The organism is Microlunatus sp. YIM B11417 (genome assembly GCF_059617205.1).
The window spans coordinates 451,692-472,629 of record NZ_JCAMPJ010000002.1 but is presented as its reverse complement, the minus strand read 5'-3'; the positions used below and the strand labels follow the sequence as shown (position 1 = coordinate 472,629).

Below are 20,938 nucleotides of genomic sequence, written 5' to 3'. Positions count from 1 at the left end.
CGTGTCAATACGGTTGCCGGGCGGGAACCCTCGGCGGGGAGGGTACCTCAGCGCAGGAAGCCGTCCCGAATCAGGACCCGCAGGCGCGGCATCAATTCGGCCCTGAGTTCCGCGTCGTCGGCCTCCAGGACGGTCGCCACGGCGGCGATGATCGTGCCCAGGGCGAGCTCGCCGTCGCACGCCCCGACCACCCCGGCGAGCGCGGTGCCGGCCTCGACGGCGCGCCGGAAGCCGCGTTCCTGGCGGAGCACCACGTGCCGCGGGTCCCCGCTGCCCGGGGTCGCCAGCGATTCCTCGGAGACGTCGTCGGCGACGGTGAAGTGCCAGCTCAACAGCTGTTCGTCGGAGCGATCCCGGAGCGTGTCGACGGCGTCCAGCCGAGCGGCGATCGCCGGGGCGATCGGCTGCTCGATCGGGTGCGGCCAATGTTCGAAGGCGAGGTCGGGTTCGGCGTCGGTGCGGCGCAGGGTGATCCAGCCCATCCCGATCCCGGTGATCCCGAGCCCGGACAGGTAGTCAAGCCACGCCGCGTAGTCGTCCCGGTAGTCCGGCCGTCCGACCACGCCGGCGTCGGCCAGCCAGAGCTCGACGTACTCGGCCGGATCGAGCACCTCGCGCTGCACCACCTGGACGTCACAGCCGGTGATCCAGTCGCCGAGCCGGTCGGTCCAATCCCGACCCTCCCCGTCCTGACCGGCAACGTGCGCCCAGTTGGCCAGCACCTGGCAGACGCCGCCCTCGGTGAGGTGATCCCGCGCCCCACGGACCAGCTGCTCGACCAGCGAGTCGCCGGCCCGGTCCCCTTCCCGGTACGTGAGGCGCTGCCCGTCCGGAGCCGGCGGAGCCATCACGTAGGGCGGATTGCTGACGATCAGGTCGAAGCGCTCCCCGGCGACCGGCCGGAACAGGTCGCCGTGCCGCAGGTCGGCCTCGACCTCGTTCAGCGCGAGGGTGAGCCGGGCCAGCTCGAGGGCACGCGGATTGAGATCGGTCGCCACCACCTGCTCGGCGTGGCCGGCCAGGTGCAGCGACTGGACGCCGCAGCCGGTGCCGAGATCGAGGGCCCGCCCGATCGGCCGCCGTACGGCGAGCTGGGCCAGGGTCGCCGAGGCCGAGGAGACGCCGAGCACGTAGTCCGGCCGGATCGGCGTGATCATGGTGTCCAGGCCGGGGGTCAGGTCCGCCACCACCCAGTACGGCTCGTCGTCGTCCTGGTCCGAGGCGTAGGGCCGAAGATCGACGACCGCGCGGACCGTACCGCCGTCGTCGGTCAGCAGTCCGGTGTCGATCATGGCCGGGACCAGGCCCGGGAACGCCGCGTCGACGGCCTTCCTGGTCACCGGACGCTGCAGCAGGAAGGTCCTGATCATGGTCGCCAGCGGGTCGTCGCGCCCGGCCAGCGCCCGTTCCGCGGGCACCGTACTGTTCCGGCCCAGGGCGCGATGCGCGTCGGTGCCGATCGCGGCGAGCACGCCGTCGACCGTGTAGCCGGCGGTCCGGCAGGACTCCCGGAGTTCGGCGCAGGCGGTCGTGGTCAGCACGTCCGCATCATCCCACTGCGGGCTCGCCCTCCGCGCGCCGGTTCAAGATCACCCGCCGGTTCAAGATCAGCACCGCCAGCCCGCCCAGCGCGGACAGGGTGGTCGTGACGAGGGCCGCAGCGGACCAGCCGGCGGTCAGGTGGTCGATGGCCGGTGCGCCCGGAGTGGTGCCGTGCAGCAGCAGGATGCCGGTGACGGTGACACCGATCGCCGAGCCGAGATAGCGGGCCGTGTTGTTGACCCCGGAGCCGAAGCTGCCATGACCGGGAGGGACGCTGGCCACCGCCTCCCGGCCGAGACCGGCGTTGAGGATGCCGCTCGCGGCGCCGGCCAGCAGCAGCCCAGGCGCGATGGTCGCGAAGCTGTGCGCCGGGATCATCAGGGCCTGGCCGGCGGCGACGCCGAACAGGCCGATCGCCAGCTGGGTGCCGCCGCTGATCCGGTGCGCCAGCGGCCGGACCAGCAACGCGGCCACGACGCTGGTCCCGGACCACAGGGCCAGCGTGCCCGCCGCGGCCGGCGTCGTGAAGCCCAGCCCGTTGGTCAGGTACGTCAGCGAGACCGAACACAGCGCGATGATGCCGAGGCCGGTGGCCAGGCCGGCCACCACCTGGCCGGTGAACCGAGGCCTGCGAAACAGCCGCGGATCGAGCATCGGCCGGGCCACCCGCAGCTCGATGATCACGAAGGCCGCGGAAAGCAGCACGCCGCCGATGATCATCAGGACCGGCAGGTACGGGTTCGGGGCCAGCCGCAGCCAGACCAGGCCGGTCAAGATCATCACCATCGCCGCGACGAACGCCGCTCCGCCGACGAGGTCCGGCCGTTGCCGGGTCGGCAATCGGGACTCGGCCAGCCCGACCCGGGCGATCAGCGCCGCGGCGACCGAGACCGTACCGACGAGCAGGTAGGCCGACCACCAGGCGCCGATCACATGGGCGGCGGCCGCGATCAGCGGGCCCGCCGTGATGCCGGCGCCGAGGGCAGCGCCCCAGATCCCGGTCGCCGTGGTCCGCCGAGCCGGCTCCGGATGGCCGGCCGCGATCAGGCCCAGGCTGGCACCGACGATCGCGGCACCGCCGGCCCCGGCCAGCAGCCGCCCGACCAGGTAGACCGCGACGTTCGGCACCAGACCCGCGAAGGAGCCGGCGGCCAGCACCAGGCAGCCGATCAGGAACACCAGCCGCCGCCCGTGATCATCGGCCAGCCGGCCCGCGATCAGCAGTGCGCCGGCGAGGCCGACGCTCATCGAGCTGAGGATCCAGGCACTCTCGGCCGGCCCCGCCCGCAGCACCGAGACGATCGTCGGCAGGTCGGAGAAGGGCAACGTGAAGGCGACCAACGCCAGGAACGTCCCGAGCGAGGTGACGGCGAGGATCGGCCCGGTCCGGGGCGCCGCGGGAGCGGCCGACAGTGCGGGCCGCGACCCAGCAAGGACATTTGGTCTGATCACAAGACCAAACTCTAGGCACGATCTTGGTTCGATGACAAGACCAGAATGCTAGGCTGGGCGCATGCCGCTGGGGAAGGACTACGCCGAGCAGGACTGCGGGATCGCCCGCGCCCTGGAGATCGTCGGCGAGCGCTGGACCGTGCTGATCATCCGCGACTGCCTGTACGGGGTGACCCGGTTCTCCGATCTCCAAGCGCATCTCGACATCTCCAAGGCGGTCCTGGCCGAACGACTGGAGGGCCTGGTCGCGAACGGCGTGCTGGAGAAGACCAACGGCCCGGGCCATCCCGAATACCTGCTCACCCCGGCCGGCCGCGCCCTCTGGCCGTTGATCAACGCGATGGCCCAGTGGGGCAACGAACACGGCAACGGCGGCCGGCGGCCGAATCGCAGTTTCCGGCACGCCGAGTGCGGGACCAAGATCGACATCCACGGGTTCTGCCCGACCTGCCGGACCGTTCCGACGGTGTCCGACATCGAGTCCGTACCGGAGCGGCGGTCGAACCGGACCGACCCGGTCACCGAACGGCTCCGCGGTCCGCATCGGATGCTGGATCCGCTGCGCTGACGACGAACGCGCGCTGAGGCAACGTCGGGGACCCAGCCCCTAGCCGGCCCTGGCCGCCGGCGGCACGATGCGATCAAGCTCGGCCCGGGCCTCGGTGATCAACAGCCGGGCCCGGCGCACGTCGCGGTCCCGGTCCGGATTGTCCAGGTTGCCCAGGGCGACGGCGAGATCGATCTGCGCCTGGTGCAGCGTCTGGATGCCACGCTCGCCGGCACCGCCGGCGATCCCCCGGACCAGCCGGCGGGCCCGACGCCGGTTGCCCAGCGTGCGCAGGTCCTCGAGCTCCGCGTACGTGATCGTCTGCGGCGGTTCGTCGGCCAGTTGATCACGGAACCAGGCGAACTCGCGGCGGGCCGGGAAGCGGTACATCAGCCAGACGAACAGCCCGACGATGATCATCTTCGGAACCAGACTGAGCAGCCCGAGATCGGCCAGCCAGGGGCTGTTCCAGAGGAAGTGGACCGCCCAGCCGCCGAGCACGCCGAGCCCGGCGACCGCGATCCGCCGCTGCCAGGACAGCTGCACCTGGGTGATCGCGTAGCCGAGGCCGTACCCGACCAGGGCGCTGTAGACCCAGTGACTGGTGGCTCCGACCAGGGCCCGGCTGAGACTCACCGCGATTGCGCCGACCCAGTCGCTGTTGGGATCGTTGAGGGCGGCCGTGTAGGCGTACGAGAGGTTCTCCACGACCTGGAAGCCGAGCCCGGTCGCGGCGCCGAGGATGAACCCGTCCAGGGTCCGCTGCAGGTGCGACCGGCAGAGCAGCATGATCAACAGGATGCCGAGGCCCTTGAGCCACTCCTCGGTCAACGGTCCGGCGATCGCCGGCGTCCACTTCTCGCCGAGGTCGGTGCCGCCGACCGCGACCAGCAGGTCGACGAACGCCCGGTTGGGGATCACCGCGAGCGTCGCGGCGGTGCCGCCCCAGACCGCGCAGCACCAGAGCAGCGACACCGGCTCCTTCTCGAACGGGTCCAGCCGCAGGATCACCCAGCCGATCAGGACCGCCATGATCAGGTTCGTCGGCAACCAGGCCACCGGCGCCGCGAGCGTCCAGCCGGATGCCGGGAAGACGACGAACGGCAGGTGGTAGACGACGGCGTAGCCGATCGGCAGCAGGATCGCCCAGAACAAGGGCCGGCGCGGCTGCCAGAGGACTGGGCCGCGACCGGCCAGCGCGACGTCGTTCATCCGAGATACAGCAGATCCTGAGCGAGGCTCAGCAGCGTCCCGCTCTCGTTGCCGGCCAGTCCGCGGCCGGTGATCAACACCGCGGTGCGGTCCTGGTTGACGATGATCAGCTGCGTGCCGTCCGAGCCCTCGGCCATGATCATCGACTCCCGGCCGGGCGGGCGGTCCAGCTCGACGAGGTTCGGCACCCGCTGCACCCGGGCCACCCTGGCCAGGGTCACCGACGGGTCGTCGACGTTGGCGATCACCTTGATCGAGACCTGGCCGTCCCCGCGCTGCGCATCCACCTGGGCCCGGCTGCGCTGCCGCGGCCGGGTCCAGCCGGCCAACGGATCCAGCGACATCGCCACCGTGATGGCGCCCGGCGCGCTCAGCTCCGCCCGTTCGCCCTTGGTGATCTTCGTCGTCGGGATCGGGTTGGCCGCGGCGAGGCCGACCGGCACCAGAACCATCAGCAGCAGGGCGGCCCAGCACGCCCCGGCGGCGATGAACTCGCGCGGGCCCGCAACGGCCGAGCTTGCACCCATGACTCCATCGTGGTGGCCGGAGCCGGGCACGGCAAGCGCGCCGGCCGGGTCGGCCTGATCGGATATTCGGGTTGCGGGTTCCGGCGGAGCCGTCGATACTCCGGCAGAGCGACGGGAGACGGACTGAAATGATCATGCACGAAGGACAACTCGAGATCGGCACCGATCTGGTGCGGCGGCTGCTGGCCGAGCAGTTCCCGGAGTGGGCCGGCCTGCCGATCACGCGGGTGCCGTCGCTCGGGACGGTCAACGCGCTGTTCCGGCTCGGCGACGACCTCAGCGTCCGGTTGCCCCTGATGCCGCACCACGGCGACGACCTGGCCCGTGAGCTTCGCTGGCTGCCGTTCCTGGCTCCGCGGCTGCCGCTGCGGATTCCCCGGGCCGCCGCGGCCGGTACGCCGACGGAGGAGTTCCCGCACGTGTGGGCCGTCTACGAGTGGATCGACGGCAGCCCGTACGGCGACGACGTGATCGACGACGAGGCGGCGGCCGGAACAGCGCTGGCCGACTTCGTGGCCGCATTGCACGCGATCCCGGTCGAGGCCGAGGTTCCGTCGGCCGGTCGGCGCCCGCTCGCCGAACTCGACCAGGACACCCGGCGCGCGATCACGCAGTCCGACCCGGAGATCGACACCAGGGCAGCGATGCGGGCCTGGGACCGGGCCCTCGACCTGCCGCCGTACTCGGGCCCACGGCAGTGGATCCACTCCGACCTGCTGCGTCCCAACCTCCTGGTCGACCGCGGCAGGATCGCGGCCGTGATCGATTTCGGCGGCACCGGCGCCGGCGATCCCGCGGCGGATCTGGTCGCCGCCTGGGCCACCTTCGGCCCCCGCGGACGGGCCGCCTACCAGGATCGGCTGCGCCCGACCGAGGAGGACTGGGAACGGGCCCGCGGCTACGCGCTGCACCAGGCGGCCCTGATCATCCCGTACTACCGGATCACCAACCCGGCCTTCGTCGCCCTCGCTGCACGCACCATCGAGCAGCTGCTGTTGCCGGAACGCTAACGGAGCTCGTCCTCGGGCGGGTCGCAGTGGTGCCGGCCGATCGGGATGATCGTCGGGGTCCGCGACACCGGGTCGGTGATGATCTTGGCTCGCATGCCGAAGACCCGGTCCACGTTCTCCGCGGTGATCACGTCGACCGGCTTGCCCTGGGCGACGATCTGGCCGTCGCACATGGCGATCAGGTGATCGGCGTAGCGGCAGGCCAGGTTGAGGTCGTGCATGACGATCACGATCGTGGTGCCACGCCGCCGGTTCAGGTCGGTCAGCAGGTCCAGGACGTCGATCTGGTGGGTCAGGTCGAGATAGGTGGTCGGCTCGTCGAGCAGCAGCAGGTCGGTCTCCTGCGCCAGCGCCATCGCGATCCAGACCCGCTGCCGCTGGCCGCCGCTCATCTCCTCGATCGGGCGGCCGGCCAGGTCGACGATGTCGGTCGCGGCCAACGCCTCGGCGACGGCGCGATCGTCGTCGCCGGTCCACTGCCGGAACCAGCCCTGGTGCGGATAGCGGCCGCGGCCGACCAGATCGGCGACGGTGATCCCCTCGGGCGCCGTCGGGGCCTGCGGCAGCAGCCCCATGATCTTGGCGACCTCCTTGCTCGGCATCGTGGAGATGCTGCGCCCGTCCAGCAGCACCCGGCCGCCGGTCGGCGTGAGCAGCCGCGCCAGGCCCCGCAACAGGGTCGACTTGCCGCAGCCGTTGGCGCCGATGATCACGCTCACCTGGCCGGTCGGGATCTCGACCGTCAGGTTCTGGACGATCTTCCGCTCGCCGTAGCCCAGATCGAGATCAACAGCCTCCAGCGTGTGCTCGACCGCAGGCCGTACCTCGACGGGTACCTCCAAGGCGACCATCGCTCATCCCCCATTTCCGACACGGTTGGAAACGATCAAGAGGTAGATCAGGTACGGCGCTCCGATGGCGGCCGTCAGCACGCCGACCGGCAACTGCATCGGCAGCAGGTGCTGGCCGACGAAGTCGGCGGCCGTCACCACGACCGCGCCGACCAGCGCGGCCGGGATCAGCGCGACCCCGGTCCCCCGGGTCAGCCGGCGCGCGATCGGGCCGGAGACGAAGGCCACGAAGCCGACCGGGCCGGCGGCGGCCGTCGCGATCGCGGCCAGCGCGACGCCGAACAAGATCAGCAACAGCCGGTACACCTCGACCCGGATCCCGATGCTCTTCGCGGTGTCGTCACCCAGCTGCAGCCCGGACAGTGCCGCACCGGCCCACAGGGTCAGCGGAACGATCACCGCGCACAGGATCAGCAGCGGCACCATCTTGGTGTTCGAGGCGCCGTTCAGGCTGCCGGTCAGCCAGAGCAGCGCGACCTGGGCGTCGTTCACCTCGGCCCGGGTCATCAGATAGTCGATCACCGAGGCGAGCATGGCCGCGATCCCGATGCCGACCAGGACCAGCCGGTAGCCGGCCAGCCCCTTCCGCCAGGCCAGCGCGTAGATCAGGGCCGCCGTGATCACGGCGCCGATCAGCGAGATGCCGGAGACCGCGAAGCCGCTCAGTCCGAAGACCAGGATCGCCACCACCGCACTCGCACTGGCGCCCGACGTGATCCCGATGATGTCCGGGCTGGCCAGCGGGTTCTTGATCATGGACTGGAAGATCGCGCCGGACATCCCGAAACAGAGGCCGATCGCCATCCCGGTGACCACCCGGGGCAGCCGGAGGTCGTACACGATGAAATTGGTGGCCCGGGTGCCGCGGCCGGTCAGCGACGCGAACAGCTGCTGCGGCGAGATCGGGTAGTCGCCGACCACCATGCAGGCGACGAACAGCCCGAGCAGGACGGCAGCCAGGACGAGCGACACCACGACGACGCGGCGGCGCAACCGCCGCCGGACGCCGCGGACGATGCCGATCGTGCCGCCCAGCGGGGCGGCCGCGTTGAACTGATCCTGAGTCGCGGCGGTCACAGATCGGCCAGCTTCTTGCGACGGACCAGCGCGATGAACACCGGCGCCCCGATCACCGCGGTCACGATGGCGACCTGGACCTCGCCGGGCGGGGCGATGATGCGGCCGACGATGTCGGCCGACAGCAGCAGGATCGGCGCCAGGATCATCGAGTACGGGAGGATCCAGCGGTAGTCCGGGCCCGTGATCATGCGGGCGACGTGCGGAATGGTCAGGCCGATGAAGCCGATCGGGCCGCAGGCGGCGGTCGCGGCACCGCAGAGCAGCACCACTGCGGCGGCGGACAGGGCCCGGGACAGCATCACGTTCGCCCCCAGCGAGGTGGCCACGTCCTCGCCGAGCGACAGCGTGTTGAGCACCCGGCCGAGCACCAGCGCCAGCACGGCACCGACCAGCAGGAACGGCCCGACCTGGACCGCCACCGTGAGATCCCGGCCGGCCAGCGCACCGACCTGCCAGAACCGGAACTGGTCGAACGTGGACTGGTTGAACAGCAGGAACGACGTGGTCACCGCGCCGCACGCGGCCGACACCGCGGCACCGGCCAGGGCCAGCTTGATCGGCGTCGCGCCCTCCCGGCCGAGCGAGGCGACGCTGTAGACGACGACGGCCGCAACACCGGCACCCAAGAAGGCGAACCAGACGTAGCCGAGCACCGAGCCGATCCCGAAGATGGAGATCGCCAGCACCACGAACAGCGCCGCGCCGGAGTTGACGCCGAGGATGCCCGGGTCGGCCAGCGGGTTGCGGGTGACACCCTGCATCACGGCACCGGCCAGGCCGAGCGCCCCACCGACCATCAGACCGAGCACGGTCCGCGGGATCCGGTAGTTCAAGATCACCAGGTGGTCGGTGTTCTGCGCGTCGTAGCTGATCAGGGCCTGCAGCGTGGTGTCGGGGCTGATCGAGCGGGTGCCGACGGCGATGCTCAGGAAGCAGAGCAGGACGACGATGCCGATGCCGACAACGACCCCGACCAAACGGAGCGAGGTCCGCCGCAGCGGCGAACGCACCCCCGGTTGATCGGCGGCCTGCGCCACCGTCAACGTACTCATAAGGGAAGCCTAACCTGGATCCAAACGACGCGAAACTTGGCGACTACCCAGTGGACCGAGACCCCCGTCACAGCCATGACTGGACAGTTGTCCAGGAGACTGGACAGTTGTACAGTCTCGATCATGAGTACCCGACCACCGGAGGACCTGACCGCGCGGGCCCGAATCCGGGATGCGGCGATGGAGGTGTTCGCCGAGCGCGGCTGGAAGGCGGCGACGATCCGGGCGATCGCGGAGCGGGCCGGCGTCTCGCCCGCGCTGCTGCAACACCACTTCGGCACCAAGGACCAGCTCCGGGCCGCCTGTGATGATCATGTCCTGGACTACCTGCGGCAGGGTGTGACGCTCGGCATCGATCAAGGTCAGCTCGGCCAGCCGGCGTTCTCGACCGAGATCTACCGGTCCGCGCCGCCCGTCGTGCGCTACCTGGTCCGGGCCCTGGTCGACGGCTCGCCCGGCTCGGTGTTGATCTTCGAACGGATCGTCGAGCTGACCACGCCGTACCTCAAGGGGCGGGACCGGAGCGTCGATCCCAAGATCAGAGCGGCCGTGCTGGTGGCGATGCGGCTCGGCCTGGTGGTGCTCGGTCCACAGCTGTCCGGCCTGCTAGGCACCGAGCTGTTGTCCGAGCAGGGCGCCCGTACCGTCGGCGCCGCGATGCTCGACATCCTCGACCCCGAACTGTTCGACGCCTCGATCGCCGAACAGGCCCGCCGGGCGGTCCGTACCGAATCCTCGGAGGAGGAGCCAGCATGAACGATTCCGTGATCATGGTGTCCGACCTGATCAAGCGGTACGGGTCCGCCCTCGCCCTGGACGGGTTCCGGCTCGAGGTCGCACCCGGCGAGGTGCACGGGTTCCTCGGTCCCAACGGTGCCGGCAAGACGACCACGATCCGGATCCTGCTCGGCCTGCTCCGGGCCGACTCCGGGTCGGTGTCCGTGTTCGGCCTCGACCCGTGGGCCGACGCGACCGCGGTGCATGCCCGGCTGGCCTATGTGCCCGGGGACGTCACGCTCTGGCCGTCGCTCACCGGTGGCGAGGTGATCGATCTGATCGCCCGGCTGAACGGCCGCACGCCGGCCCGGTTGCCGGAGTTGCTGGAGCGGTTCGAGCTGGATCCGACCAAGAAGTGCCGCGCCTACTCCAAGGGCAACCGGCAGAAGGTCGCGCTGGTCGCCGCGTTCGCCTCCGAGGCCGAGTTGTTGATCTTCGACGAGCCGACCTCCGGGCTCGATCCGCTGATGGAGCAGGTGTTCGGCGACGAGCTCGAGGCCGCCAAGGGCCGCGGCGCGACCGTCCTGCTGTCCAGCCACATCCTGTCCGAGGCGGAACGGCTGTGCGACCGGCTCAGCATCATCCGGGCCGGCCGGCTGGTCGCCTCGGCGCCGCTGGAACAACTGCGCGGGGCGCGACACAGCGTCGTCACGGCGCAGCTGGACCGGGCGCCACGGCTGGAGTCGATAACCGGGCTCGAGGACGTCGAGCTGGACGGCGGTTCGCTGCGCTGCCGGGTCGATCCGGCGGCCCTGGACGATCTGCTGCGGGCGCTCGCCGAGGCCGGGGTACGAGGCGTGACCATCACGCCGCCGACCCTGGAAGAGGTCTTCCTCAGCCACTACCAGACCGAGCCGGTGCGGTCATGACCGCGCTCGCCACCACACCGCGTGCCGACCTCAGCCGGGGCCGGCACTCCATGATCACCGGGACCGGGCTGCTGGTCCGGCTGCACCTGCAGCGGGACCGGATGCTGCTCCTGGTCTGGACGCTCGCGCTCGGGCTGCTGCCGGCCGCGATGGTGTCGGCCACCCGGGTGGCGTACCCGACCGATCAGGACATGATCAACTTCGCCGACGTCGCGCTGGCCAGCCCGTCCCAGCTGGCCACCCGGGGGCCGGTCTTCGCGGCCACACTGGGCGGCCTGGTCGCGTGGACCGTGGCCAGCTCCGGAGCCCTGGTCCAGGCTGTGGTGACGATCCTGATCACGGTCCGGCACACCCGGGCCGACGAGCAGACCGGTCGGCAGGAGACGCTGTCCAGCACCGCGATCGGGCGTCTGGCGCCGCTGGCCGCCGCGGTCTCGGTGTCCATGATCGGCAACGTCGCGGTGGGGCTGGTCGCAACGCTCGGACTGCTCGGTCAGGGCCAGGCGCCGGTCGGCTCGCTGTTGATCGGTGCGGTCTTCGCCGGCACCGGGCTGTTCTTCACCGGCGCCACGGCCCTGGTCGCCCAGCTGGCCCAGAGCGGCGCCGCGTACGCGATCTCCTTCGTCGTGCTCGGGGTCGCGTTCGCCCTCGCCGCGGCCGGTGACCTGACCCGGTCCTGGCTGGTCTGGCTGAGCCCGATCGGCTGGGCGCGGCACACCGAGGCGTTCGCCGGCGATCACGGTTGGGTGCCGCTGCTGCCGGCGGCCGGCGGCGTCCTGACCATGATCATCGCGGGCCGGCTCGCCCTGGTCCGTGATCTTGGTGCCGGGCTGATCCCGCCGCGGCCGGGCCGGGCCCGGGCGACCGCCCTGCTCTCCTCGCCGCTGGGACTGGCCTGGCGGCGGCACCGGGCCGCGGTCGCCGGCTGGGCGCTCGGACTGGGCCTGCTCGGCCTGCTGCTCGGTTCGGTGACCCAGTCGCTGGACGCCCAGTTGGACACGCCCGCGTTCCAGCAGCTCAGTCGGGGCGCCGGTGGCGGCAGCGTCAGCGAAGTGTTCTTCCGCTTCATCGTGTACGTGCTCGCCCAGGTGGCGACCGCAGCCGCCCTGGCCACGGTGCTGGCGCTGCGCGGCGACGAGCGGACCGGGCTCGCCGAGCCGATCCTGGTCACCCGCACCTCGCGGACCGCCTGGGCGTTCGGCGAGATCACCATGGCTGCGCTGACCGGCGCCGCGGTGCTGGCCGCGATCGGGCTGGCGGCCGGGCTGACGTCGGGCACCGGACTCTCGTTGGCGGCGATGACGCTGGGCTACCTGCCGTCGGTGTTGATCATGATCGGGCTGGCGGTGGCGCTGACCGGCTGGCTGCCCCGGGTGGCCGGGCCGGTCTGCTGGACCGTGCTCGGCCTGCTGCTGGTGCTGGACCTGCTCGGCGAGTTCCGGCTGGTTCCGGACCTGGTGCTCAGGTTCTCGCCGTACGCGCTCACGTTCAGCGGGCAGCTCGGCCTGCTGCCACTGCTGCCGGCGCTAGCCGGGCTGACCGGGCTGGCCGTACTGCTGACCGGGATAGGAATAGCCGGGCTGCGCCGGCGCGACCTGGGCAACGGGTGAGTTGGGCGGGGCCGGCCGGTAGAGGCGGTCGATCTTGGCCACCTTGGCCTGCCACAGGATCAACGCCACGGCGATCGCATCCACCACGGCAGACATGATCAGGGAGATCGGCGAGCCGGTGGTCTCCGGCCCGACCAGCGCGTCCTCCCAGCCACCGAAGATCATGATGGTGACGAAGATCAACACGTTGTTGACGGTGTGGATGGCGATCGCCGCCTCCAGCCCGCCGGTACGCCAGGTGAGGATCACCGCCGCCACCGCGAACAGCCCGATGTCGGCCAGCACGAAGAAGTCCAGGCTGCCGTGCGCGAGGGCGAAGACCGCAGAGGACAGCACCGTGGCGATCACGATCGCGACGACCGGGTGCCGGATCCAGCTGCCTACGTTCTGCAGGATCCAGGCACGGAAGCCGTACTCCTCGGCGGCACACTGCAGCGGCGTGGTCAGCAGGACCAAGATCAACATGGCCACCCACTGCTCGGGCCGCGGCGACGCCGCCGGGAAGAACACCTGCCCGAGGCCGAGGTAGATCACCCACAGCGGAGCGACGGTGATCAGGCAGCGGGCCAGCCAGCGCCATCGGACCCGGCCGGCCACCGACGTGGTGTAGCCGACCTTGAGCCCGTGCGCGATCCGGTTCGCCAGCAGCACCGAGGGGATCAGCGCGATCAGGATCAGATTGTTGAAGAGGAACGCGTCCGGTCCGAGATCACCGCCGGTGAGCGAGGTGAGCGTCTCCTCGACGCTGCGGCCGATCAGCGTGGAATAGATCATGAACGCGACGGTCAGCAGCACCACCTGGATCAGCCAGAAGCCGGCCGCGAGCAGCAGCGAGATCAACGGCCGCCACCAGCGGCGGCGCGGCCCGCGGAACAACTGCTGATACTCGCTCGGCTCCGTCGGCAGCGGCGAGACCGGCGCCGCGGGCTCCGGCGGATAGTACGGCTGGGCCGGCGGAGCGGACGGAAACGGCTGGGGTGGTCCGGCCTGGTACGGCTGCTGTGGCCCGCCCGGGTACGGCTGCGGCGAGCCGGTTGGATCCGGCTGCCCGGGTCCCGGCTGATACGGCTGGGCGGGTCCGGGCTGATACGGCTGGGCAGGTCCGGGCTGATAGGGCTGCGGCGGTCCAGCCGGGTACGGCTGCGGATCACCGGACGAGGGCTGCGACCCGCCCGACGCGGGCTGCGGGTCGCCGGAGGAGGGCTGCGGCGGTCCGGCCGGGGCGCTCATGCTGCGGCCCCTCGGCGTAGTGCGCGAGAACACGGCGGAGGAGAGCTACGTCGTGGGGTCGATCTCATGGCGGCCAGTCTGCCAGCCCGCGGTCGGCCCGCGGTTACCCTCGAGGGGTGCAGGCAATCCGGACCGCGTTGGTGCAGGCGGTCCGCCGGCCCGTGGCCGGAGACCGGTTCGAGGAGCACCACGCCCGGATCTGGCACACGCCGGGTCCGCGCTGGTTCGCCGAGGGCGACCCGATCCGTACCGTGCACTCCGACATCGCGATGCTGATCGGCGGGATCCGGGCGCTGCTGCTGCAGTCGCTGCACCCGGTCGCGATGCGCGGCGTGACCGAGCATTCCGACTTCCGTACCGATCCGCTGGGACGCCTGCAGCGGACCAGCCGGTTCATCACGGTGACGACATTCGGCACGGTGCCCGACGCCGAACGCGCGATCGCCAAGGTGCGCGGCATCCATCGCCGGGTCCGCGGAACCGAACGCGACGGCCCGGGAGGCCGGGCCTACCGGGCCGACGACCCCGACCTGCTGCTCTGGGTGCACGCGGCCGAGATCGACAGCTTCCTCGAGGCCCACCGGGCGTTCGGCGCGAACCCGCTGGACGAGGCCGGGTACGACCGGTACGTCGATCAGACCCGACTGGTGGCCGGCCGGCTCGGCGTACCGGAACCGCCCGCGACGCGGGCCGCGCTGACCGCCGTGATCGAGGGCTATCGACCGGAGCTGACCCGCGGACCGGGGTCGGACGACGTCGTCGACCTGCTGCTCCGCCGGCCGCCGATCCCCGGCCCGTCCGGACTCGGCTACCGGGCACTCGCCGCCGGCGCCGTCTCGCTGCTGCCGCGCTGGGCCCGGGTGCAGTTGGGACTGCCGGCCGCCGACCGGGTGCCGGCCCGGGCCGCCGCCGACCGGCTGACCCGGATCCTGCGCTGGGCCCTGGCCGGCGACACGGCCGTCTGACCCCGGAAATGACGGATCCCCCGCACGCCTTGCGTACGGGGGATCCGACCTGACAACCGACCTACTTGCGGGACTCGGAGGTCTCCGGCTCCGGAGCGGGCTCCGGCTCGGCCGCCGGCTGCTCCTCGACGGGCTGCGAGGGCAGCTCGTTCAGGGCGTCGGGCGGATTGCCGGGCAGCCCGTCCAGGCCCGGGTTCGGTTCGTCCTCGGCGATTGACTGACCGCGCCGGGTGCTGATCGCGACCGCAGCCACGATGACGGCGAGGGCAATGATCGCGACCACGTACCGGAGCGGGCTGGGCGAGGTGCTCAGCGGCGACATCGCGACGACGGCCGGTGCGATCAGCACGGCGACCAGGTTCATCACCTTGATCAGCGGGTTGATCGCCGGGCCGGCGGTGTCCTTGAACGGGTCGCCGACGGTGTCGCCGATCACGGTGGCCTCGTGGGCCGGCGAGCCCTTGCCGCCGTGATGGCCGTCCTCGACCAGCTTCTTCGCGTTGTCCCAGGCGCCACCGGAGTTGGCCAGGAAGACCGCCATCAGCGTGCCACAGGCGATCGCGCCGGCCAGGTAGCCGGCCAGGGCCGGAGCCCCGAGGCCGAAGCCGACCGCGATCGGCGCCATGATCGCCAGCAGACCAGGCGTGGCGAGCTCGCGCAGCGAGTCCTTGGTGCAGATGTCGACGACCTTGCCGTACTCCGGCTTGCCGGTGCCCTCCATGATCCCGGGGATCTCGCGGAACTGGCGGCGCACCTCGAACACGACCGCGCCGGCGGCCCGGCCGACCGCGCTGATCGCGAGACCGGAGAAGAGGAACACGACCGCCGCACCGATGATCAGACCGACCAGGGTCTCCGGGGCGAAGACCACGGCCTGCGCCGCGAACTCCGCGTACCGATCGGCGAGGACGCCGCGGATGGCATCGGTGTAGGAACCGAACAGCGCGGTGGCGGCGAGCACGGCGGTGGCGATCGCGATGCCCTTGGTGATCGCCTTCGTGGTGTTGCCGACCGCGTCGAGCTCGGTCAGGATCTGGGCGCCGTCACCCTCGACGTCACCGGACATCTCGGCGATGCCCTGGGCGTTGTCGGAGACCGGGCCGAAGGTGTCCATGGCCACGATCACACCGACGGTCGTCAGCAGACCACAGCCGGCCAGCGCGATCGCGAACAGCGAGACGATGCCGCCACCACCGAGCAGGAAGGCGCCGTAGACCGCGGCGGCGATCACCACGGCGGTGTAGACCGCGGACTCGAGGCCGATCGAGATGCCCGAGAGCACGACCGTCGCGGCGCCGGTCAGCGAGGTCTTGCCGACCTCGCGTACCGGACGGTGCTCGGTGCCCGTGTAGCGGCCGGTCAGGGCGAGGATGATCACGGCCAGCACGATGCCGACCAGCACCGCACCCACCGCGACGATCCGCGGGTCGTTGATCGGGCCGCTGAACTCCAGGCCCTCCACGCCGAGCGCGTCGAACGTGCTGGGCAGCAGGGTGAACGCGGCGATCGCACAGAGCACGGCGGAGATCGCCGCCGAGATGTAGAAGGAGCGGTTGATCGTCCGCAGGCCGTTCTCGCCGGCCCGGGGCTTGGTCAGGTAGACGCCGATGATCGCGGTGATCACGCCGATCGCCGGTACGACGAGCGGGAAGACCAGGCCGTAGCCGCCGAACGCGGCCTTGCCGAGGATCAGCGAGGCGACCAGCGTCACCGCGTACGACTCGAAGAGGTCGGCCGCCATGCCGGCGCAGTCGCCGACGTTGTCACCCACGTTGTCGGCGATGGTCGCCGCGTTGCGGGGGTCGTCCTCCGGGATGTTCTGCTCGACCTTGCCGACCAGGTCGGCGCCGACGTCGGCCGCCTTGGTGAAGATGCCGCCGCCGACCCGCATGAACATGGCCAGCATCGCGGCGCCGAAGCCGAAGCCCTCGAGAATCGTCGGTGCGTCGGACTGGAAGATCAGCACGACGATCGCGGCACCGAGCAGGCCGAGGCCGACGGTGGCCATGCCGACGTGGGCACCGGTCCGGAACGCCACCCGCATGGCGGGGTCCCGGCCCTGGTCCCGGGCCGCCGCGGCGACGCGGACGTTGGCGCGGACCGCCAGCCACATGCCGAGGTAGCCGATCAGGGCCGAGAACAGCGCGCCGAGCAGGAAGGCCACCGAGCGGACGATCCGCAGGACCCATTCGTTGAAGCCGCCGTCGCTGTGTGCCGGGAGGACCAGCAGCAGGACGAAGGCGATCGCTGCGAAGACGCCGAGGGTTCTGAACTGGCGGCCGAGGAAGGCTGCGGCGCCCTCCTGAACTCCGAGGGCGATGCGCTGCATGTTCGGCGTACCGTCGCCGGCGGCAAGCACTTCCCGCCGGAAGATCAAGGCCATCACCAGGGCAACCAGCGCGATGGCGGCGACGACGGCGACCAACACGGGATTGAACCCGCTCAAGACGGCAAGCGGCAGCACTTCCAACGCATGTGGAAGTCCGGGCATTCTGGGGTCCTCCTGAAACCTGGGATGTCGCAAGCGCCGGGTGCGGCGCAATGGCGGGCAGTCTAACCACCATGTGCACTGGTTTGCTCATCGGTCTTGAAGGCCGTACCCGAAAAGCACCGAGACGCCTGTCACAGTGACCCCGCGGTGTGCAGGTCCGCGGAAAGCGTCAGAACTGTAAGGAAAGCTGGTCCAGGTGGAGTTGATGAGTCGGGCCGAGCGGGTGCGCCATCGCCACCTGGTGCCCGCACGCACGGCCCGGCCGGCCGACTGGCCGGACTGGGTGCCGGTGGCGGTCCGGGAGGCGATCGTCCGTCGGGGCGGCATCGAACGTCTCTGGCAACACCAGGCCGAGGCCGCCGACAGCCTCTTCCGCGGTCGGCACACCGCCCTGGCCACGGGTACGGCCTCGGGCAAGTCGCTCGGCTATCTGCTGCCGGTGCTGACCGCGACGTACGGCGGGCCGGACGCGGCCGGCGGACTGGCGACCCCGGACCGGGACCGGCTGCTCCGCCCGCGGCGGCCGCACACGGCCCTCTATCTGGCACCCACGAAAGCACTCGCCCACGACCAGCTGCGGACCGGGGCCGAGCTGGGCCCCGCCGGCTGGCCGATCGCGGCCATCGACGGCGACAGCCAGCCGCAGCAGCGGGACTGGGCGCGCGACTTCGCCTCCTATGTGCTGACCAACCCGGACCTGGTGCACGCCTCGATCCTGCCCGGGCACGAACGCTGGTCCTCCTTCCTTTCTTCTCTGCGGTACGTGGTGATCGACGAGGCGCACCGCTACCGCGGCGTCTTCGGGTCGCAGGTCGGCTGCGTGCTGCGCCGGCTGCGCCGGGTCGCCGAGCGGTACGGGGCGCGGCCGGTGTTCGCGCTGGCGTCGGCGACCGGCTCGGACATCGGGCGGCTGGCGGCCGAACTGGTCGGGGCCGCTGCGGCCGAGGTGACGCCGGTGACCGAGGACGGTTCGCCGCACGGCGTGGTCCGGATGGAGCTGTGGCAGCCGGAGCGGTCGGTCGAGTCGGAGACGTCGGAGTTGCTCGCCGAGCTGGTCGCCGAGGGTCGGCAGACGATCGCGTTCACCCCGTCGCGGCGGATGTCGGAGCTGGTCGCGCTGCAGGCCCGGGAGCGGCTCGATGATCATCCGGAGGCGGTGGGCCGGATCGAGTCGTACCGCGGTGGCTATCTGGCCTCGGACCGCCGCGCCGTGGAGCGGTCGCTGCTGGACCGGTCGGTGATGGGCGTGGCCGCCACCAACGCGCTGGAACTGGGGATCGACATCGCCGGGATGGATGCGGTGATCATGGCCGGCCTGCCGGGCAGCCGGGCCGCGATGTGGCAGCAGGCGGGCCGGGCCGGCCGGCGCGGCGGTGACGCCGACGTGATCATCATGATGCGGCAGGACCCGCTTGACCAGTATCTCGCCGATCATCCCGACGAGTTGTTCGCGGCCCCGCCGGAGCCGGTGGTCCTGGACGCGCAGAACCCGTACATCCTGGCGCCCCAGCTGACCGCGGCCGCCCAGGAGTTTCCTTTGACGGCACGGGACACGGCCTACTTCGGCCCGACCGCGCCGGCGCTGATCAAGGGCCTTTGTGATCATGGCGTGCTGCGCCGGCGGCCGGACGGCGCCGCCTACTGGACCCGGACCGAACGGGCGGTCGACGGGATCGACCTGCGCTCCATCGGCGGCCGGCCGGTGGAGATCGTCGACGAGTCCACCGGCCGGGTGCTCGGCCACGCCGACCGGGCCAGCGCCGACGCCACCGTGCATCCCGGTGCGGTCTATCTGCATCAGGGCGAGACCTACCTGTGTCAGGAACTTGATCTTGAGGCCGGCGAGGCCATCGTGCACCCGGCCCGCCCCGGCTACTACACCCAGGCCCAGGTGTCCCAGCAGGTCAAGATCGTCGAGGAGCGCGAGGTCGTCACGTCCGGGTCGGGCCGGCTGCGGCTGGGCCGGGTCGACGTGATCTCGCGGGTGATCGGCTTCCTGCGCCGGGACGAGGCGACCAGCGCGGTCTGGGACTCGACCCCGCTCGATCTTCCCGAGCGCCGGATGCGGACCGCGGCCTGCTGGTGGACCGTGGCCGTCGATGATCATGAACTGTCGGCAGCCCAGCTCGGCGGCGCGGTCCACGCCGCCGAACACGCCCTGGTCGGGCTGTTGCCGCTGTTCGCCCGCTGCGACCGCGGCGACGTGGCCGGAGTCTCCGCGGTCGCGCACGCCGACACGGGCGGCCCGACCGTGTTCCTGCACGACGCCCACCCCGGCGGCTCCGGCTTCGCCCGGCTCGCCTTCCTGGCCGGCCAGGAACTCGTCGCGGCCGCGGCCCACCGGGTCGATCACTGCCCCTGCCACGCTGGCTGCCCCGCCTGCGTCGTCTCCGCCCAGTGCGGTCGCGGCAACACCCCGTTGGACAAGGCCGGAGCCGGGCTGCTGCTGGGCCGGCTGCTCGACCGGACGCCCGAACTGACCTGACCCGGCTCCGCGGCTGATCGGGATGCCGGCCGGGACCCGCGAGGGGCGCCCGATTGCCCACATCTCCGGGCGCCCGGGGTCCATAATGACCGGCATGATCCCGGTAGCCGTGGTGCTGATCGTCCTCGTGATCGTGTTCACCATCGCGATCATCGTCGGAAACCCCCAGTCCTTCGATCTTCAGGTCTTCGTGGCCCGGATCCCGGCCAACATCACCGGGGTGTACGTCACCGGCGCCGTCACCATGCTGGTGCTCGCCGTCGCCGGCTGGCTCCTCTGGACCGGACTCGTACGCCTCCGCGCCCAGCACCAGGAGATCAAGGCCCTCAAGGCGGCGGCCGGCGTACGCGGCAAGGCACTCTCGGGCAAGAGCGGCAGCACGTCCGGAACCGGGACGAAGGACTCGAAGGCAGCCGGTGGCGCGACCGCCGGGGACGAGAAGGCCGCCGGCAAGACCGCCGAGCCGAAGAAGTCGGACCCGAAGGCCCCGGGCACCAGGAAGCCCGACTCCGATCCGACCGACTCCTCCTCCACTCCGAAGGGCGGCTCCGCCCGCGGCAGCGCCCTCGATCTCGACGAACCCGCCGGCCGCGGGTCGGCCGGCGGCGACCGTGAGTCCGCCGCCGGGAAGGATCGGGCCGGACGGCACGACCGGTCCGAGGCGGGCGAGACGACAGCCGAGGAACGCCGCCGCCTGCTCGACGAGGCCGACGAACTCACCCGCGAAGACCCTCGGTCCTGACCCGAAGGCGCCGCTCCGGACCTCGGCAGGGGTCCTGTCCTGATCTCGGTGGGCCTTTGCTGCCGTCAGGGCGGGCTGGACACCGGGCCGGCGTGGGCCTTGGCGGCCACCGATCGCGGCAGGCCTGGCATCAGGGGCGGCACCTCTTGCCGGACTCGGACCGTGATCACGAAGTCGAGCCGGTCTCCGACCACGTCGCAGTCGGTCAGCGTGGTGCGGTTGGCCCGGGCGATCGTCCTGGCTGCCGCGCACCCGTCCGTGCCGTCGGACCGCGCGACGGCACCGCTCAACGCGGCGAGGTCGGCGGCGGCGCGGGCCTGGTGCACCGCGACCGCGTAGCCGGCGACCGTGGTCCCGACGAACGCGAGCACGGTGATCACGATCATGGCGCCGACCATCAGCATGGTGCCGCTGCCCCGCTCGTCCCGAGGAGGCAGCCATCGAGACGACTTCCTGCTGGGCGTGCGTCGTGACCTGTTCATGATCATGTTTCTCC

Annotated in this window: 18 protein-coding genes; 8 read left to right on the top strand and 10 right to left on the bottom strand. The window is 71.4% G+C overall.

Annotated elements, in window-relative coordinates; genetic code table 11:
* Positions 1-47: 47 nt before the first annotated feature.
* Together AC6CCG_RS12470 and AC6CCG_RS12465 are read right to left on the bottom strand one after the other, a co-directional pair.
* Positions 48-1,541, bottom strand: a complete 1,494-nt coding sequence (locus AC6CCG_RS12470; protein ID WP_496654858.1) for a DUF7059 domain-containing protein — start codon at positions 1,539-1,541, stop codon at positions 48-50.
* Between the two features lie 7 nt (positions 1,542-1,548).
* Complete coding sequence (locus AC6CCG_RS12465) at positions 1,549-2,994, bottom strand: MFS transporter (RefSeq protein WP_496654857.1); 1,446 nt, start codon at positions 2,992-2,994, stop codon at positions 1,549-1,551.
* A 61-nt stretch (positions 2,995-3,055) separates the two neighbouring features.
* Between AC6CCG_RS12465 and AC6CCG_RS12460 the strand changes: the two genes are divergently transcribed.
* Entirely contained in the window at positions 3,056-3,562 is a 507-nt protein-coding gene (locus AC6CCG_RS12460) for a winged helix-turn-helix transcriptional regulator (RefSeq protein WP_496654855.1), read from the top strand.
* 39 nt (positions 3,563-3,601) lie between these two features.
* On the opposite strand, the gene AC6CCG_RS12455 is transcribed toward AC6CCG_RS12460, so the two are convergent.
* Both AC6CCG_RS12455 and AC6CCG_RS12450 read right to left on the bottom strand, forming a co-directional pair.
* Positions 3,602-4,753, bottom strand: a complete 1,152-nt coding sequence (locus tag AC6CCG_RS12455; RefSeq protein WP_496654854.1) for a PrsW family intramembrane metalloprotease — start codon at positions 4,751-4,753, stop codon at positions 3,602-3,604.
* Positions 4,750-5,280 (bottom strand): hypothetical protein, encoded by a 531-nt coding sequence (locus AC6CCG_RS12450; protein ID WP_496654853.1) that lies wholly within the window; start codon positions 5,278-5,280, stop codon positions 4,750-4,752. The genes AC6CCG_RS12455 and AC6CCG_RS12450 overlap by 4 nt, the downstream gene beginning before the upstream one ends.
* 128 nt (positions 5,281-5,408) lie before the next feature.
* Between AC6CCG_RS12450 and AC6CCG_RS12445 the strand changes: the two genes are divergently transcribed.
* Positions 5,409-6,290 (top strand): aminoglycoside phosphotransferase family protein, encoded by an 882-nt coding sequence (locus AC6CCG_RS12445; RefSeq protein ID WP_496654852.1) that lies wholly within the window; start codon positions 5,409-5,411, stop codon positions 6,288-6,290.
* Here AC6CCG_RS12445 and AC6CCG_RS12440 read toward each other — a convergent pair.
* From AC6CCG_RS12440 to AC6CCG_RS12430, 3 genes are read right to left on the bottom strand one after another with little or no spacing between them, the layout of a single operon-like run.
* Positions 6,287-7,141: an ABC transporter ATP-binding protein gene (locus AC6CCG_RS12440; RefSeq protein ID WP_496654851.1), complete on the bottom strand. Its 855-nt coding sequence runs from the start codon at positions 7,139-7,141 to the stop codon at positions 6,287-6,289. The two genes, AC6CCG_RS12445 and AC6CCG_RS12440, sit on opposite strands and share 4 nt — an antisense overlap.
* 3 nt (positions 7,142-7,144) lie before the next feature.
* The gene (locus tag AC6CCG_RS12435) at positions 7,145-8,218 is read right to left on the bottom strand and encodes a FecCD family ABC transporter permease (protein ID WP_496654850.1); all 1,074 of its coding nucleotides are present in this window, start codon (positions 8,216-8,218) and stop codon (positions 7,145-7,147) included.
* Entirely contained in the window at positions 8,215-9,273 is a 1,059-nt protein-coding gene (locus tag AC6CCG_RS12430) for a FecCD family ABC transporter permease (protein WP_496654849.1), read from the bottom strand. The genes AC6CCG_RS12435 and AC6CCG_RS12430 overlap by 4 nt, the downstream gene beginning before the upstream one ends.
* Positions 9,274-9,396: 123 nt before the next feature.
* Here AC6CCG_RS12430 and AC6CCG_RS12425 point away from each other — a divergent pair, with 123 nt between their 5' ends.
* The 3 genes from AC6CCG_RS12425 to AC6CCG_RS12415 are packed head-to-tail and all read left to right on the top strand — an operon-like array spanning position 9,397 to position 12,529.
* Positions 9,397-10,029 carry a TetR/AcrR family transcriptional regulator gene (locus tag AC6CCG_RS12425; RefSeq protein WP_496654848.1) on the top strand — a complete coding sequence of 211 codons (633 nt, stop codon included), beginning with the start codon at positions 9,397-9,399 and terminating at the stop codon, positions 10,027-10,029.
* Positions 10,026-10,919 (top strand): ABC transporter ATP-binding protein, encoded by an 894-nt coding sequence (locus AC6CCG_RS12420; protein WP_496654847.1) that lies wholly within the window; start codon positions 10,026-10,028, stop codon positions 10,917-10,919. The genes AC6CCG_RS12425 and AC6CCG_RS12420 overlap by 4 nt, the downstream gene beginning before the upstream one ends.
* On the top strand, positions 10,916-12,529 hold the full coding sequence (locus AC6CCG_RS12415) for an ABC transporter permease (protein ID WP_496654846.1): 1,614 nt from the start codon (positions 10,916-10,918) through the stop codon (positions 12,527-12,529). The genes AC6CCG_RS12420 and AC6CCG_RS12415 overlap by 4 nt, the downstream gene beginning before the upstream one ends.
* On the opposite strand, the gene AC6CCG_RS12410 is transcribed toward AC6CCG_RS12415, so the two are convergent.
* Positions 12,446-13,759, bottom strand: a complete 1,314-nt coding sequence (locus AC6CCG_RS12410) for a CPBP family intramembrane glutamic endopeptidase (RefSeq protein WP_496654845.1) — start codon at positions 13,757-13,759, stop codon at positions 12,446-12,448. The genes AC6CCG_RS12415 and AC6CCG_RS12410 overlap by 84 nt on opposite strands.
* Positions 13,760-13,875: 116 nt before the next feature.
* On the opposite strand from AC6CCG_RS12410, the gene AC6CCG_RS12405 reads away from it, so the two are divergent.
* Positions 13,876-14,724 (top strand): oxygenase MpaB family protein, encoded by an 849-nt coding sequence (locus tag AC6CCG_RS12405; RefSeq protein ID WP_496654844.1) that lies wholly within the window; start codon positions 13,876-13,878, stop codon positions 14,722-14,724.
* Positions 14,725-14,785: 61 nt separating this feature from the next.
* Here AC6CCG_RS12405 and AC6CCG_RS12400 read toward each other — a convergent pair whose 3' ends face one another.
* The gene (locus AC6CCG_RS12400; protein ID WP_496654843.1) at positions 14,786-17,215 is read right to left on the bottom strand and encodes a sodium-translocating pyrophosphatase; all 2,430 of its coding nucleotides are present in this window, start codon (positions 17,213-17,215) and stop codon (positions 14,786-14,788) included.
* A gap of 205 nt (positions 17,216-17,420) precedes the next feature.
* Here AC6CCG_RS12400 and AC6CCG_RS12395 point away from each other — a divergent pair, with 205 nt between their 5' ends.
* Complete coding sequence (locus AC6CCG_RS12395; RefSeq protein WP_496655399.1) at positions 17,421-19,700, top strand: DEAD/DEAH box helicase; 2,280 nt, start codon at positions 17,421-17,423, stop codon at positions 19,698-19,700.
* A 94-nt stretch (positions 19,701-19,794) separates the two neighbouring features.
* Positions 19,795-20,442: a hypothetical protein gene (locus AC6CCG_RS12390; protein ID WP_496654842.1), complete on the top strand. Its 648-nt coding sequence runs from the start codon at positions 19,795-19,797 to the stop codon at positions 20,440-20,442.
* A gap of 65 nt (positions 20,443-20,507) precedes the next feature.
* Here the strand turns inward: AC6CCG_RS12390 and AC6CCG_RS12385 are convergent, their stop codons facing one another.
* The gene (locus AC6CCG_RS12385; RefSeq protein ID WP_496654841.1) at positions 20,508-20,930 is read right to left on the bottom strand and encodes an Rv3654c family TadE-like protein; all 423 of its coding nucleotides are present in this window, start codon (positions 20,928-20,930) and stop codon (positions 20,508-20,510) included.
* Positions 20,931-20,938 lie beyond the last annotated feature (8 nt).

Excerpts from the sequence above, each read along its gene's own strand:
- AC6CCG_RS12410 (WP_496654845.1), bottom strand. The coding sequence starts at position 13,759 with ATGAGCGCCCCGGCCGGACCGCCGCAGCCCTCCTCCGGCGACCCGCAG.
- AC6CCG_RS12430 (WP_496654849.1), bottom strand. The coding sequence starts at position 9,273 with ATGAGTACGTTGACGGTGGCGCAGGCCGCCGATCAACCGGGGGTGCGT.
- AC6CCG_RS12425 (WP_496654848.1), top strand. The coding sequence starts at position 9,397 with ATGAGTACCCGACCACCGGAGGACCTGACCGCGCGGGCCCGAATCCGG.
- AC6CCG_RS12450 (WP_496654853.1), bottom strand. The coding sequence starts at position 5,280 with ATGGGTGCAAGCTCGGCCGTTGCGGGCCCGCGCGAGTTCATCGCCGCC.
- AC6CCG_RS12440 (WP_496654851.1), bottom strand. The coding sequence starts at position 7,141 with ATGGTCGCCTTGGAGGTACCCGTCGAGGTACGGCCTGCGGTCGAGCAC.
- AC6CCG_RS12390 (WP_496654842.1), top strand. The coding sequence starts at position 19,795 with ATGATCCCGGTAGCCGTGGTGCTGATCGTCCTCGTGATCGTGTTCACC.
- AC6CCG_RS12420 (WP_496654847.1), top strand. The coding sequence starts at position 10,026 with ATGAACGATTCCGTGATCATGGTGTCCGACCTGATCAAGCGGTACGGG.
- AC6CCG_RS12455 (WP_496654854.1), bottom strand. The coding sequence starts at position 4,753 with ATGAACGACGTCGCGCTGGCCGGTCGCGGCCCAGTCCTCTGGCAGCCG.
- AC6CCG_RS12460 (WP_496654855.1), top strand. The coding sequence starts at position 3,056 with ATGCCGCTGGGGAAGGACTACGCCGAGCAGGACTGCGGGATCGCCCGC.
- AC6CCG_RS12395 (WP_496655399.1), top strand. The coding sequence starts at position 17,421 with ATGAGTCGGGCCGAGCGGGTGCGCCATCGCCACCTGGTGCCCGCACGC.
- AC6CCG_RS12445 (WP_496654852.1), top strand. The coding sequence starts at position 5,409 with ATGATCATGCACGAAGGACAACTCGAGATCGGCACCGATCTGGTGCGG.
- AC6CCG_RS12400 (WP_496654843.1), bottom strand. The coding sequence starts at position 17,215 with ATGCCCGGACTTCCACATGCGTTGGAAGTGCTGCCGCTTGCCGTCTTG.
- AC6CCG_RS12385 (WP_496654841.1), bottom strand. The coding sequence starts at position 20,930 with ATGATCATGAACAGGTCACGACGCACGCCCAGCAGGAAGTCGTCTCGA.
- AC6CCG_RS12415 (WP_496654846.1), top strand. The coding sequence starts at position 10,916 with ATGACCGCGCTCGCCACCACACCGCGTGCCGACCTCAGCCGGGGCCGG.